14 protein-coding genes and 1 pseudogene are annotated in these 13,901 nt (G+C 28.0%); all 15 read left to right on the forward strand.

Annotated features, from left to right (window positions below):
• Positions 1–11: 11 nt before the first annotated feature.
• The 15 genes and pseudogenes from CSPA_RS13390 (at position 12) to CSPA_RS13450 (ending at position 13,714) form a co-directional block, all read left to right on the forward strand.
• A complete protein-coding gene (locus tag CSPA_RS13390; RefSeq protein WP_015392830.1) occupies positions 12–236 on the forward strand; it encodes an exodeoxyribonuclease VII small subunit in 225 nt (74 codons plus the stop codon).
• Positions 223–1,092: a polyprenyl synthetase family protein gene (locus CSPA_RS13395; RefSeq protein WP_026106393.1), complete on the forward strand. Its 870-nt coding sequence runs from the start codon at positions 223–225 to the stop codon at positions 1,090–1,092. Before CSPA_RS13390 ends, CSPA_RS13395 begins: the two co-directional genes overlap by 14 nt.
• A gap of 17 nt (positions 1,093–1,109) precedes the next feature.
• Positions 1,110–2,966, forward strand: coding sequence for a 1-deoxy-D-xylulose-5-phosphate synthase (dxs, locus tag CSPA_RS13400; protein WP_015392832.1), 1,857 nt, complete (start codon positions 1,110–1,112; stop codon positions 2,964–2,966).
• 12 nt (positions 2,967–2,978) lie between these two features.
• Positions 2,979–3,788 carry a TlyA family RNA methyltransferase gene (locus CSPA_RS13405; RefSeq protein ID WP_015392833.1) on the forward strand — a complete coding sequence of 270 codons (810 nt, stop codon included), beginning with the start codon at positions 2,979–2,981 and terminating at the stop codon, positions 3,786–3,788.
• 17 nt (positions 3,789–3,805) lie between these two features.
• Positions 3,806–4,660 carry an NAD(+)/NADH kinase gene (locus CSPA_RS13410; RefSeq protein WP_015392834.1) on the forward strand — a complete coding sequence of 285 codons (855 nt, stop codon included), beginning with the start codon at positions 3,806–3,808 and terminating at the stop codon, positions 4,658–4,660.
• Complete coding sequence (locus tag CSPA_RS13415) at positions 4,657–5,109, forward strand: arginine repressor (RefSeq protein ID WP_015392835.1); 453 nt, start codon at positions 4,657–4,659, stop codon at positions 5,107–5,109. Before CSPA_RS13410 ends, CSPA_RS13415 begins: the two co-directional genes overlap by 4 nt.
• A 17-nt stretch (positions 5,110–5,126) precedes the next feature.
• Positions 5,127–6,815: a DNA repair protein RecN gene (recN, locus tag CSPA_RS13420; RefSeq protein WP_015392836.1), complete on the forward strand. Its 1,689-nt coding sequence runs from the start codon at positions 5,127–5,129 to the stop codon at positions 6,813–6,815.
• Positions 6,816–7,178: 363 nt separating this feature from the next.
• Positions 7,179–8,369, forward strand: a complete 1,191-nt coding sequence (gene spoIVB / locus CSPA_RS13425) for a SpoIVB peptidase (RefSeq protein WP_015392837.1) — start codon at positions 7,179–7,181, stop codon at positions 8,367–8,369.
• A 461-nt stretch (positions 8,370–8,830) separates the two neighbouring features.
• The gene (gene spo0A / locus CSPA_RS13430; RefSeq protein ID WP_015392838.1) at positions 8,831–9,652 is read left to right on the forward strand and encodes a sporulation transcription factor Spo0A; all 822 of its coding nucleotides are present in this window, start codon (positions 8,831–8,833) and stop codon (positions 9,650–9,652) included.
• A gap of 161 nt (positions 9,653–9,813) precedes the next feature.
• Positions 9,814–10,531 (forward strand): annotated as a pseudogene (locus CSPA_RS30985) (tyrosine-type recombinase/integrase).
• Positions 10,532–11,983: 1,452 nt separating this feature from the next.
• Positions 11,984–12,259, forward strand: coding sequence for a hypothetical protein (locus CSPA_RS13440; protein ID WP_015392839.1), 276 nt, complete (start codon positions 11,984–11,986; stop codon positions 12,257–12,259).
• A gap of 138 nt (positions 12,260–12,397) precedes the next feature.
• A complete protein-coding gene (locus CSPA_RS30145; RefSeq protein ID WP_015392840.1) occupies positions 12,398–12,571 on the forward strand; it encodes a hypothetical protein in 174 nt (57 codons plus the stop codon).
• Between the two features lie 403 nt (positions 12,572–12,974).
• Positions 12,975–13,370, forward strand: a complete 396-nt coding sequence (locus CSPA_RS13445; RefSeq protein ID WP_015392841.1) for a GIY-YIG nuclease family protein — start codon at positions 12,975–12,977, stop codon at positions 13,368–13,370.
• Positions 13,339–13,491 (forward strand): hypothetical protein, encoded by a 153-nt coding sequence (locus tag CSPA_RS29765; RefSeq protein WP_017810631.1) that lies wholly within the window; start codon positions 13,339–13,341, stop codon positions 13,489–13,491. The genes CSPA_RS13445 and CSPA_RS29765 overlap by 32 nt, the downstream gene beginning before the upstream one ends.
• Positions 13,472–13,714, forward strand: coding sequence for a DUF1064 domain-containing protein (locus CSPA_RS13450; RefSeq protein WP_015392842.1), 243 nt, complete (start codon positions 13,472–13,474; stop codon positions 13,712–13,714). Before CSPA_RS29765 ends, CSPA_RS13450 begins: the two co-directional genes overlap by 20 nt.
• Positions 13,715–13,901: the final 187 nt, after the last annotated feature.

Raw genomic sequence — 13,901 nt, forward strand, 5'->3', positions numbered from 1 at the left:
GAGTTTAAATCATGGCTAAAAAAGAGAGTTACGAAGAAATGCTAATTAAGCTTCAAGAAATTTTGAATAATTTAGAAAATGATGAGTTGAATCTAGAAGAGTCTATGAAGTCTTATGAGGAAGGTGTTAAGCTCATAAATAAGATTTATAAAGTACTAGATTCATATGAGGCTAAAATTTCTATAATTAAAGAGGAAAAAGAAGTGGAGTTTAATGATGGAGATGGAGATAAATAATCTAAAGCAAGATATCGATAGTTATTTAAAAGATTACTTTATAAATAAAGGTACATACAATAAAGTTATATATGATTCGTGCAGCTATAGTTTAAATATAGGAGGAAAACGAATAAGACCTATATTGTTAGCTTTAACTTATTATATATACAAAGAAAATTATAATAAAGTTATTCCAATGGCAGCTGCAATTGAGATGATACATACTTATTCATTGATTCATGATGATTTACCATGTATGGATGATGATGATTTACGAAGGGGTCAACCTACAAATCATATAAAATTTCAAGAAAATATTGCAGTACTTGCAGGTGATGCATTATTAAATGAAGCTATGATAATTATGATGAAATTTGCTTTGGAAAATAAAGAAAATTCATTATTAGCAGCCCATGAAATAGCTGCTGCTGCTGGAGCAGAAGGTATGATAGGTGGTCAGGTTGTTGATATTGTTTCAGAAGGAAAAGAAATTTCTAAAGATGAGTTAGAATATATGCATGCAAAAAAAACAGGTGCTCTCATTAAAGCATCAATAGTTGCAGGCGCTATTTTAGCAGATGCACCAAAAGATGACTTGGAAATGTTTGAAAAGTATGGAGAGAAGCTTGGTTTAGTATTTCAAATAAAAGATGATATTTTAGACGTTGTTGGTGATAAGAATAAGCTAGGAAAAAATACACATGCAGATGAAGAGCATAATAAAACCAATTTTATATCAGTTTTTGGATTAGAAAAGTGTATTGATTTATGTGAATCATTAACTGAAGAATGTATAACAATTCTTAATAATTTAAGTGTTAATGCTGAATACTTAGTAAATTTAACGTATAATCTTTTAAATAGAGAAAATTAACAAAGGGAATGAGTGTAATGAAATTATTGAATAAATTAAACTTCCCAGAAGATTTAAAAAAACTTAATGATGATGATTATAATATACTAAGTGATGAAATCAGGGGATTTTTAATAGATAGTGTTTCCAAAACTGGAGGACATTTGGCATCTAATTTAGGTGTTGTAGAGCTTACTTTAAGTTTGTTCAAAGTATTTAACTTTGATAATGATAAAATAGTGTGGGACGTTGGACATCAAAGTTATGTATATAAGATTTTGACTGGTAGAAAAGATAAGTTTGAAAAACTTAGACAATATAATGGTATGAGCGGCTTTCCAAAGAGAAATGAAAGTAAATACGATTCTTTTGATACTGGACATAGTAGTACTTCAATATCTGCAGCACTTGGAATTGCAAGAGCAAGAGATTTAAAGAAAGAAAAATATAATGTGATTTCTGTAATAGGAGATGGAGCTTTAACTGGTGGAATGTCAATTGAAGCGCTCAATGATGTTGGATTTAGAAAGACAAAGATGATTATTATATTAAATGATAATCAAATGTCCATATCAAAAAATGTTGGAGGATTGTCTAGGTATTTAAATAAGCTTAGAATAGATCCAAGTTATAATAAATTGAAAACAGGTATACATGCATCGTTAGATACTTCAAATTTAGGAAAAAATATAGCAGGAAAGATATCAAAAGTTAAAGATAGCATTAAACAGCTGGTGGTTCCTTCTATGTTTTTTGAAAATATTGGAGTAAAATACATTGGCCCAATTGATGGTCATGATATTGCTTCTATGACAGAGGTGTTATTAAAAGCTAAAGAAATTAATGAACCAGTTATAATTCATGTTTTGACTCAAAAAGGAAGGGGATATACTCTAGCAGAAGAAAGTCCAAGTAAATATCATGCTATAGCTCCTTTTGATCTTGAAAGTGGAGAACTAAATGTTTCACCTAAAAATAATTATTCAAAAGCATTTGGGAAGGCATTAGTAAATTTAGGAGCTAAAGATGACCGAATAGTAGCAATAACTGCAGCTATGCCAGAAGGAACTGGACTTAAATGTTTTTCAGAGAAATACAAAGAAAGATTTTTTGATGTAGGAATTGCAGAAGAGCATGCAGTTACCTTGGCAGCTGGGATGGCGAGTAATGGACTAAAACCTGTATTTGCAGTATATTCGACTTTTTTACAAAGGGCATTTGATCAAATTTTACATGATGTTTGTATTCAAAATCTCCCTGTGGTATTTGCAATAGATAGAGCTGGAATAGTTGGAGAGGATGGAGAAACCCATCAAGGAATTAACGATTTATCATACTTATCCATGATTCCTAATATACATATAGTTGCGCCAAAGTGTTTAGAAGAAGTTGAAGTTTTATTGGAATGGGCTTTAAAGAAAAATGCTCCAGTTGCTATTAGATATCCTAAAGGTGGAAATATTATTAATAATCTTTCTCCAATAAAGGAAGTTGAAGAAGGTAAATGGGAAATAATAAACAATGGTTCTAAAGTATGTATAATTGCAACAGGTAAGATGGTTCAACATGCTATGATTGCAAAAGATATACTTTATGAAAAAGGAATCAATCCAATGGTAATAAATGCAACCTTTATCAAACCAATTGACAAAGATTTACTAGAAAATATTAAAAAAGAAGGATATAATATTCTAACTATAGAAGATAATATTTTAAAGGGTGGATTAGGGTCTGCTATTAAAGATTATTTAATTGGAACAGATTATAAAGGTAAGATTAAATCACTTGGATACAATGATGAATTTGTTTCACAAGGCAGTGTAGAAATATTATATAAAGCATATGGATTAGATTGCGATAACATAAGTAAGGTTGTTATACAGCTTTATGATTAAAAGGAGATACACATGGCAGAAAAAAAAGAAAGACTTGATTTACTTTTAGTTGAAAAGGGCATAATTACTTCAAGAGAGCGAGCAAAAGCATGCATCATGGAAGGAAAGGTCTATGTTGATGGACAAAAAGTAGATAAGGCAGGAGAAAAAGTGAGTTTTGCTGCTAATATAGAATATAGAGGAGAAACTTTAAAATATGTTAGCAGGGGTGGACTTAAATTAGAGAAAGCAATGAATACTTATGAGCTCTCATTAGAAGATAAAGTTTGTATGGATATTGGAGCCTCTACTGGCGGTTTTACTGATTGTATGCTTCAAAATGGAGCGAAAAAAGTTTTTTCAGTTGATGTTGGATATGGACAGTTTGCTTGGAAGCTTAGAACAGACGAACGTGTAGTTTGTATGGAAAGAACTAATATAAGATATGTTACCCTAGAAGATATAGGAGAACCTTTAGATTTTGCTTCAATTGATGTATCTTTTATATCACTAAAGAAAATAATGCCAGCAACTTTAGGCCTTTTAAAAGATACTGGTGAAGTTGTTGCTCTTATAAAACCACAGTTTGAAGCTGGACGTGAAAAAGTTGGTAAAAAAGGTGTTGTAAGAGAGGCAAGTACTCATAAAGAAGTAGTTCATAATATTGTTGATTTTCTTTTGGAACAAAACCTTAATATACTAGGAGTAGGATATTCTCCAATTAAGGGACCGGAAGGAAATATAGAATATTTAGTTTATTTTACAAAGGATCAAAAGAAAGAAAGTAATTTTAAAAAAGAAGATATAGATACAGTAGTTGAAGCATCACATGTAGAAATTTAACTTCTTTTGGAGGGGCTATGAATAATATTGGAATTGCTATTAATCCATCAAAGGATAAAGACGATAAAATATTAAAAAGAGTTGTTAATAAATTTAAAAATAAATTTAATTTAAATGATATTTCGGTTTTTAATTCATTTGATATAGGTGAACAAAATTTAGAGGATATTGATTTACTTGTGGTATTAGGTGGGGACGGAACTTTATTAGGAATAGCACGCTCCCTAAATGAAACTTTTCATGGACCAATTTTAGGCATAAATATAGGTAATTTAGGATTTTTATCAAGTGTTGAAATATCAAACATTGATTTTGCTTTAAACAAGCTTTATGAAGGTAAATACAATGTTGTAGATAGAATGATGTTAAATTGTATAGTCGAAGATGAAAATACAAAAGAAGAAGTTACAGCTTTGAATGATATAGTTCTTGCAAGAGGAACCTTATCAAGAATGGTCAAATTCACAATATTTGTTGATGGCAAAATATATACGACTTTTAAAGGTGATGGACTCATTGTAGCTACACCTACAGGTTCTACAGCGTATTCTTTTTCGGCTGGAGGTCCATTTATATCTCCAGAGTTAGAGCTTATTACTATAACACCTATATGTCCTCATACTAAGAGTATGCAGACTATAGTATTAAGTGGTAAAAGTATGGTTGAAATATTTGCTGATCATGATGAAGAAAAAATATATTTGACAGTAGATGGGCAAAAATCAATTAGAATTACTCAAGAAACATCTGTAAAGATAAGTAAAAATAATAAGAATTTTAAATTACTATTATTTGATGATTACGACTATTTTAAGGTTTTAAGAAGTAAAATATTAAATAATTCTAAAGAATGTGATGGTGATAAACTATGAAATCAAAAAGGCATACAAAAATACTAGAGATTATAGGCTCGAGAGAAATAGAAACTCAAGAGGAATTAGCAGAAGCATTAAAAAAAGAAGGCTTTGATGTAACACAAGCAACTGTATCTAGAGATATTAAAAATTTAAAATTAATAAAAATTCAAGCTTCAAGTGGAAAGTCAAAATATGTTGTTTCAGCTGGAGAACAAAAAAATATTATAGATAGATTAAGTAATATCTTAGTTAACACAGTACTTTCAGTAGAAAATGTAGATAAAATGGTAGTTATTAAGACTATTACAGGTTCGGCACCAATTGCAGCTGAGGCGATTGATAATTTAGAAAGTGCTGATATTGCAGGGACAGTAGCGGGAGACAATACTATTTTTATTTTAGTTAGAAGTGTAGAAAGTGCTGAGGACTTAGTAGAAAAAATAAGAAAAAGAATGTCATCATAGGAATAAGGTGGGATTATATGCTAATTCAATTAAATATTAAAAATTTTGCACTAATAGAAGAGATGACCATAAACTTTAGCGAAGGGTTTAATATACTATCAGGAGAAACAGGCGCAGGAAAATCTATTATGATAGATGCGATAGACTTTGTACTTGGTGGAAAGTTTTATAAAAATCTTATTAGAACAGGTGAAGATAAGACTTATGTAGAAGCTTTATTTACGCTTGAAAAGTCTAGAGTTTATGAAGTTTTAGAAGAGTTAGATATTGAATATGAGGACTTATTGATCATTTCAAGAGAAAGTCATGTTAGTGGAAAAAATTTAATCAAAGTCAATGGAAAAAGTTTAATAACATCGCAGCTTAGAAAAATAAGAGTAAAACTTTTAGATATACATGGACAGCATCAAAATCAAGAACTTTTACAAAGAAATACGCATATAGCATATTTAGATGGATTTGTAGGAAATGAAATAATTGCCCCATTGGCTAGGTTCAGTGAATTAAGAGAAGACTTAATGGGTGTAAGAGAAGAAATTAAAAGAATTTGCGGTAATCAAGATAGGGAAAAGCTTTTAGATTATTTAAAATTTCAAATAGAAGATATAGAAAAAGCAAAGTTAAAGCCTGATGAAGAAGAAAATTTAAAAGAAGAATATAATATTTTAGCTAATGCTGAAAAGATAAATAGTAGTTTATCTGTATCCTATGGAATATTAAGTGGAAATGAAGATGGAAATGTAATAGATTCAATTTCAAAGATAGTTCAAGAATTATCAAGTGTAGAAAATCATTTTGAAAAAATTAAAAAGAATAAACAAGCCATTGAAGAAGCTTTTTATGCCTTAGAAGAAGTAAGTCATGAAATAAGAGACATGGTTGAAGATGTAGTTTATGATCAAGATGCTTTGGATAAAGTAAATGCTAGAATTTATGAAATAAACTCATATAAGAAAAAATATGCTCCAAGCATTCCGGAAATTTTAAATTATTATGAAAAAATAAAAAAAGAACATGATGAAATAATAAACTCAGAAAAGATAATACAAGAATTAGAGCAAAAAGAAAAAGAAATATTATTAAAAATGGAAGAACAGGCTTTAATTATTCATGATATTAGAATAGATAAAAGCAAGTATTTAGAAGAAAAAATCTTAAGAGAACTTGCGTTTGTTGGATTAGAAAAGTCAAGGATGGAAATAAGTGTTTTAAGACAAGACGAGTTTAATGAAAAAGGTTTTGATGAAGTTGCTTTCTTAATCTCTACTAACCCTGGCGAACCACTTATGCCACTAGAAAAGGTATTATCTGGTGGAGAGTTATCAAGAATAATGTTAGCATTAAAATGTGTATTTGCAGAAAAAGATGAAATACCAACTTTAATCTTTGATGAAATAGATACAGGAATTAGTGGAGCAGTTGCGCAAAGAGTTGGAGAAAAAATGTATCAATTATCTAAAACGCATCAAATTTTATGCATAACTCATTTACCACAAATTGCAGTATTATCTGATTATCACTATTTTGTCATGAAAAATGTAAAAAATGATAAGACCTTTACGGAAATAAAGATTTTGGAAAAAGAAGAAAAAGAACTAGAGATTTGTAAAATGCTAGCAGGTGATGAAGTTACAGAAGCTACATTAAACAATGTTAAAGAAATGATAAAAATAAGTGAAATTAAAAAAATTGAAATTAAAAAATAAATACATATAAAGAGTAAAATTGGTAAAAATAAAACTATGTGATACATAGTTTTATTTTTTTTATTCTTTAAGAATTTATAATGAAGTAAAATCTGTGGAGAATATATGAAAAGGCTATTTAACTGAGTTACGTATAAGAAAAGAATAAAAAAACAAATCATATTCGCCTGCCAGAATTTTCTCACATGCGTTCGAAAAAGGCAGATGCGTAAAAAAAATTTATTGTATGAAAGAGATAAAATAATTGTATTTTTAAAATTTAGTATAAGCTATTTTTTTTGTCTATAATAACAGAGTTCTTATAGGATAGTAGTTTAATTAAAAGGGAAAATTAAAATTAGTAAGCAGAAGGAGGAGATAAACATGAAGAAACTATTTATATATACAACTAGCTTGATTATTACTCCAATACTTATTTTAATTTTAATGACCTTCATTAATTTAAGTAAATTACCAGATAAGATTTATACTAAAGATGAAAAAACGGTTCAATCATTAGCTCCAATCGGAAATACAATAAATAAGGTTAAAAATGAAAAAAATCAATATGAAATTAAATTTTTAGGAATGATTTCTTTAAAATCATTGCAAGTTGAAAAAATTAAAGATATTGAAATATATCCAGGAGGCAATCCTATAGGTGTAAGGGTAAATAGTCAAGGAGTTTTAGTAGTAGGATATTCAGAGATAGAAGTTGATAATAAAAAGGAAGAAAGTCCTGGTAAGGCATGTGGGCTTGAAATAGGAGATGTGATATTAAAGGTTAATGGAGAAGATATGGAAAATTCCTTAGATCTGCTAAAAACAATTAAAGAATGTGATAATGGAAATATAAAAGTTGATTTATTAAGGAATGGAGAGAATATTACAAAAAATGTACATCTAATAAAAGAAAATAATAAAGATTATAAAATTGGATTATGGATTCGAGATTCAACTGCTGGAGTTGGGACAATGACGTTTTATGACTCTAATACAAAAAAGTTTGGAGCATTAGGACATCCAATAACTGATTGTGATACAAATGAACCCTTTTTAATTAAGAGAGGAGATTTGTTAGAATCATCAATAATTAGTGTAAGAAGAGGCGAAAGAGGAGCGCCAGGAGAATTAAAAGGAATATTTTTGCATGAAGACAATCCAACTGGAAAAATCGAAAAGAATACGCAAAGTGGAATATTTGGGGAAATAGTAAATTCTGAAATGATAAAAAAATACTCGAAGCCGTTAAAAATTGGATTTAGAGATGAGATTTCTTTAGGTAAAGCATCAATAATAACAACAATTGATGAAAATGGACCTCAAGAATTTGATATAGAAATAGAAAAAGTTTTAAATCAAAGCACAGCAAATTCAAAGAGCATGCTAATTAAAATTACTGATCCAAGGTTATTGCAAAAAACAGGAGGAATAGTTCAAGGAATGAGTGGTAGTCCTATAATTCAAAATAACAAGATCATTGGAGCTGTAACTCACGTTCTTATAAACAAACCAGATACAGGATACGGAATTTATATAGAATGGATGCTTCAAGATGCAGGAATAATAAAATAATAGTTTAGGTGGAGTTAAATTTCCACCTAAATTATTATTTTATGCCATTTTATACATTGTAGAAAAAGCAATATAAATATATAATAAATATATAATAACTTATTTATTGATAACAGAGGAAAATATAGTTACATATTATTTAGAAAAAATACTTTTAAAGTATTTTTTAGGAATAGTATTTACTTTTGGTTAAAAAAAGTGTATAATTTACAAATAGTGGAAGATAAATACATTATTAAACTTAACTCTATGAAATATTTAAATTATTACCAATATATTTGTAATTGTTAAATTTAAAGGAAAAGGTACATACCCTAAAATATTCTAAAATATTATTCTATAATTAAGAAAAAGATATATTTTATAATATTTGAATAATTATTAAAGGGAAAATTATGGGGTAAGAAAATTTATCAAAATATAAACATAATAAATGAATGGACAAAAGGAGAGAAAGAAAGATGGAAGATTCAAAAATATCTGTACTTATTGCCGATGATAACAAAGAATTTTGTAGCATTTTAAATGATTACTTATTAAACCAAAAGGATATCGTTGTCACTGGTATTGCAAAAGATGGTAGAGAAGCCTTAGATTTGATTGTAGAGAGAAAGCCTGATTTAGTTATTCTAGATATAATTATGCCTCATTTAGACGGACTAGGAGTTTTAGAAAAATTAAATACAATGAATTTAGAAAAAGTTCCAAGAATAATAATACTATCTGCAGTTGGGCAAGATAAAATAACTCAACAAGCTATAACTCTTGGTGCAGATTATTATACTGTAAAGCCTTTTGATATGGAAGTATTCACTAAGAGAATAAGAGAAATGTTCAATGGGGCTCCAGCGCAAGAATCTAATGTTAGAGCAAGTTCATATATGCAATCACCAGTAATGACTTCTGGTGAACCAAAATCAAAAACACCAGTAGATTTAGAAACAGAAATTACTAATATCATACATGAAGTTGGCGTTCCAGCTCATATTAAAGGTTATATGTATTTAAGAGAAGCTATAACTATGGTAGTAAACGATATGGAGCTATTATCAGCAGTAACAAAGGAATTATATCCTTCAATAGCTAAGAAGTACAATACAACAGCTTCAAGAGTAGAAAGAGCTATAAGACATGCAATAGAAGTTGCATGGGGTAGAGGACAAATAGATGCTATTAATAGACTATTTGGATATACTGTTCATACAGAAAAAGGTAAACCTACAAATAGTGAATTTATCGCTATTATCGCTGATAAGCTTCGTTTGAAAAACAAGGTTAGCTAGGTCTAATGACAGACTTATTTAGTGAAAATTTCATATCGATAAACATAATGAAAATCGCTATGGATTTTAGCATTTCGTATCTATGAACTTAAAATTAAATTGTTAAATAAATACCTTTTGTACGTCAGTTCAAGCACTGATGTATAGGAGGTGTTTTTTCTTTGCCAAGAATTATTAAAAAAACAAAACTAATGATAGATTTAATTCAAGATTTTTTAGATTATTGTAACTATAAAAATTTATCTATTAAAACTATTAAATCTTATAATCAAACATTAATTTTATTTATGCGATACCTTGAAGAAGAAAAGGATATTACAGATATTAATAAGATTAATAAAGATATTGTACAAGAATACATTACATTTACAAAAGATAGGGGGAAATATAGTTTTGTAGCAAGCATAGATGGAATGGTTAAAGCTAATATTGATAGAAAATCAGATGATAAAGCAAAATACGGTATCTAAATGTAAATTTGTAAAAACTGAAAGAAAAGCCAAAGATCAATTAACAGATGCTGAGTTCAATAAACTGATAAAATCTATAGATATTACAAAATTTCATGAGTATCGTGATTATATTATATGTAATATTATTATGGATTCTGGGATGAGACTAAATGAAACTTTAAATTTAACTATTAATGATGTTGATTTTACAAGAAGAACTATTTTAATACCATCAGAGATTAACAAGGGTAGAAGAGACAGAGTTGTTTATTATAGTCAAACAATTATTCATAAGCTTAGTAAAATTTTAGGACATAGCTCGGTGACTGTTACCGAAAAATCCTATCTTGATTTAATGGACGAGGATTTTAGAAAAAAATATCAGAGATTTAGTCCTTTAGAAAATATGAATAGAAATAATTATTAGGGAAAGATTATACAACTAAAAATTTGAAGAGATAAAAATTAAATAAAAAAATAGGTGAGTTGTTACCAGCAACTTACCTACTCTAAAACTACAATTGAATATAGTTTATAATCTGTACCATCTTATTCAAGTGGTAACATAATCTCGATAAAATTATGATATCACAAATTTTTCAAAAAATAAAGATGCTATGGTTTATTAAGTTCGCAAAATTTTAAAGCGAACTTTACTTGCTATGCGATGGGACAAGTATAAAATATCCCATAGGTCTGGTCAACCGATGCTATAGAGTGACAATGTCATATAAAGCTAGTATTAATTATCTTTGTTATAAATGCTAGGAAAGTATTTATATGACATAGGTGCGTGGCGACCAATACCTTTATAAATAACAGCTTCGGTGGTTACTTGGTGTCTAAAGGCGGGTAAAGAGTAGTGATTTAACAACTAGGACAAGTATTAGTTGGTAAAACTGCTTATACAGAAATGTAATTAATAACAAAGATTTGAAGCGATTCCTATTCAACTCAAAACATTAGCTTTAGAGTTAATTTGCTTATGAACTATCAAGAATTTAATTTTTTTGATAGCTTATAGGTAAATTATTTTTTTTGCTCAAATTCTTCAATTTAAAACATTATTCTCTGGGCATTGTTCATAAGTCGAGTTTTACTTAAAAATTATTCAGTAAATCAGCCTTTGGTAAGAAAATAAAAAAATGACTTATTGTGGTGTAATAAGTCATTTGAAAATAGTACTGAGTTTGGACAATATTAAATTATAGTTGCAGTAATAATTTAACAAGCCTAACAATTATGATTATAAGAAGTAATTGTGACAACATTATGTCAAATTAATTAACTTAATATAAATTATTCTATTTAAGATAGTAAATGAAATGATGAGTAGATAATTATAAAAATAAAAAGGACAATCTGTTAATGGGTAACAGACTATCCTGAATACTGTGTTAAAGGGTAATATATTTATGAAAAATTATCATCATCATGGTTTTATTATAAAAGGTAATTGTGGCAAGATTATGTCAGGTTGATTAAATTAAGGTGAATGATTTCTTAAATATAATTAAGGTTTATGGCTGATGAACTATACAGTTCTTTGGTCTTTTTAAAGAGATATAAATGAAATTAAAAATTTATTACATGATAAAACCGATTCATGTGAACTTAAGTTAAAAAATTATTTAGTTGAAATAGATAAAAATAATTTAATTAATCCATCCGAGATAGATTATTAGATAAATGTAAAAGGCTCAATATAAGCAATGTAGGTTGTTCATATATTAAAAATGAAATAGTAGCTTATAGAAGTGATAATAATGCTGAAGATATAATTGCTAAGGCAGAAATACATAATGGATGAAAATGGTTATGTAAATATTGGCAATGCAGTTGAAAATATGTTACAACAACTTAGAAAGGTGGCTTAATTATGAGTAATATGATGATGGTTAAGAAAATGGTAAGAGGTGGATTTACACTTAACGAGGCTGATGAATTAATGGATAAATTATCTGAATGTTCTGAGAGACAAGTTATAGACGATCTTAAGCAAATTGAATTTGAATCATCACTTAAAACCGAACAGGTATTGGAAGATTGTCTTGATACAATATCTGGATTGGAAGCTAATGAAGAAAATATATTGACTATTAATCAATGTAAAAGATCATTGGAATTTATTGAAATTGCAACTTCTGAGAGTTGAAGAGATGATAGTAGCAGAGAAACAAGTTAAAGAATTAATATGTAATTAATAAAAAAAATGAAATTATGTCGAAAATTATCAACAAATATCCTAACAATATGTTATAATATTTGTAAACTATAACATAGGAGGAATCAAATGATAAAAGAATGTAAAAAAGGTTATGATGTGAATGTAAGAAAAATTGGTACACAGACAAATATAATTCTACCTTTTGCAAATGATGGCGCAAATTTAAGATGTAAAACTGAGAAGTGTGAATTTATTGAAACATGTGAGTATAAAGATTATATAAATAATACAAAGAAATAAATTAGATTATATAGAGGTGTGAGTAAAATAAAAACTCACATCTTTTGTTTTATATAAAGTTTTTATTACGCATCGCTTCCCAAAAAGAGAAAATAGGGTATAGGCTGGTAACTATAATCTTTGCTTATAGTGTCTAGATAAGCATAAAATTATGTACTTAAATAATTACGAAATTAGCACTTGTCTTTGGTAGGATGGAGTGCCTTTTTCAAAGGACTACTGAATTGATATGTAAACAAATACTAAATCACTGATGAAGCACTACTTGGTTGGGGTGCTTTTTCTTTTATTATTTTTTATGTTAAAAATATTATAATTATTTAAATACAATATAAAAATGAAAAATAAATTTAAATAAGTGGACAACCGACTAAACAGGTTGTTGAAAAAGGAAGGAATTATTATGTGTAAAATTAATGGAGTATATTTAATTAAAAACAATGTGACTAAAAGAATTAGAATAGGCTCAGCAACTGATATTGATAAGAGATTTAGCCACTATAAGAGTCAGTTAGCAAATGGATTAGGTAATAAAAACATGGTTGAAGATGTTGTTAATTATGGATTAGACAGTTTTGAGTTTATTGTATTAGAGGAATGTGCTATAGAAGATTTATTTAAGACAGAACAAAAGTATATGAATTTATATAGTGATTGCTTTGATAAAGACTATGGATATAACAGTAATATGGTTAGGAAAAGAGAAAAATATATTAGAAATTTAGACAAAGCAAAAGAATATAAGGAAAAGCGTTCTAAGATAATTTATGGAATTAGATGCATTAGTAAAAGTTGTTAGAGACAATGGCACTAATTTAAAAGTTACTTGTGTTCTTTTGTTAGTGTATGTTTTGATAAATACTGCAATGGATATTGTTTGGGAGAGTAAGGGTAAAAATAATGGGAAAGAGATTTTATAGTAAAAAAATTACTGATTCAGATGGAATTAAGTGGGATTCTGAAACTGAATACAATTATTATCAATACATATTGAAAAATAAGGACAAACTAGGAATTAATAATGTTCAAAGGCAAGTTAAATATATAATTCAAAATAAATTTAGAGATAAGAATAATAAGGCAGTTAGGGAGATATCTTTAACTGTCGATTTTGTATTGGAGTTCTTACTACTGGTGAAATGATTATGGTTGATTGTAAAGGTTGCAAGGAAACGATAGAAGAAACTTTTAAAATTAAGTGGAAAATGATGAAGTTAAAATATCCTTAATATGATTATAAAGTTGTAGTTTGGAATAAGAAATTAAAAGAATTTATGGAAAATTAAAATTAATTTGGAAAATAAAAAGGAATTTTACATTCCTTGTATAA

The sequence above is a fragment of the Clostridium saccharoperbutylacetonicum N1-4(HMT) genome (assembly GCF_000340885.1).
GTDB lineage: Bacteria > Bacillota > Clostridia > Clostridiales > Clostridiaceae > Clostridium > Clostridium saccharoperbutylacetonicum.

Bases quoted from the DNA above. Each gene is read 5' to 3' on its own strand.
- CSPA_RS13390 (WP_015392830.1), top strand. From the start codon at position 12: ATGGCTAAAAAAGAGAGTTACGAAGAAATGCTAATTAAGCTTCAAGAA.
- CSPA_RS13395 (WP_026106393.1), top strand. From the start codon at position 223: ATGGAGATAAATAATCTAAAGCAAGATATCGATAGTTATTTAAAAGAT.
- dxs (WP_015392832.1), top strand. From the start codon at position 1,110: ATGAAATTATTGAATAAATTAAACTTCCCAGAAGATTTAAAAAAACTT.
- CSPA_RS13405 (WP_015392833.1), top strand. From the start codon at position 2,979: ATGGCAGAAAAAAAAGAAAGACTTGATTTACTTTTAGTTGAAAAGGGC.
- CSPA_RS13410 (WP_015392834.1), top strand. From the start codon at position 3,806: ATGAATAATATTGGAATTGCTATTAATCCATCAAAGGATAAAGACGAT.
- CSPA_RS13415 (WP_015392835.1), top strand. From the start codon at position 4,657: ATGAAATCAAAAAGGCATACAAAAATACTAGAGATTATAGGCTCGAGA.
- recN (WP_015392836.1), top strand. From the start codon at position 5,127: ATGCTAATTCAATTAAATATTAAAAATTTTGCACTAATAGAAGAGATG.
- spoIVB (WP_015392837.1), top strand. From the start codon at position 7,179: ATGAAGAAACTATTTATATATACAACTAGCTTGATTATTACTCCAATA.
- spo0A (WP_015392838.1), top strand. From the start codon at position 8,831: ATGGAAGATTCAAAAATATCTGTACTTATTGCCGATGATAACAAAGAA.
- CSPA_RS13440 (WP_015392839.1), top strand. From the start codon at position 11,984: ATGAGTAATATGATGATGGTTAAGAAAATGGTAAGAGGTGGATTTACA.
- CSPA_RS30145 (WP_015392840.1), top strand. From the start codon at position 12,398: ATGATAAAAGAATGTAAAAAAGGTTATGATGTGAATGTAAGAAAAATT.
- CSPA_RS13445 (WP_015392841.1), top strand. From the start codon at position 12,975: ATGTGTAAAATTAATGGAGTATATTTAATTAAAAACAATGTGACTAAA.
- CSPA_RS29765 (WP_017810631.1), top strand. From the start codon at position 13,339: ATGGAATTAGATGCATTAGTAAAAGTTGTTAGAGACAATGGCACTAAT.
- CSPA_RS13450 (WP_015392842.1), top strand. From the start codon at position 13,472: ATGGGAAAGAGATTTTATAGTAAAAAAATTACTGATTCAGATGGAATT.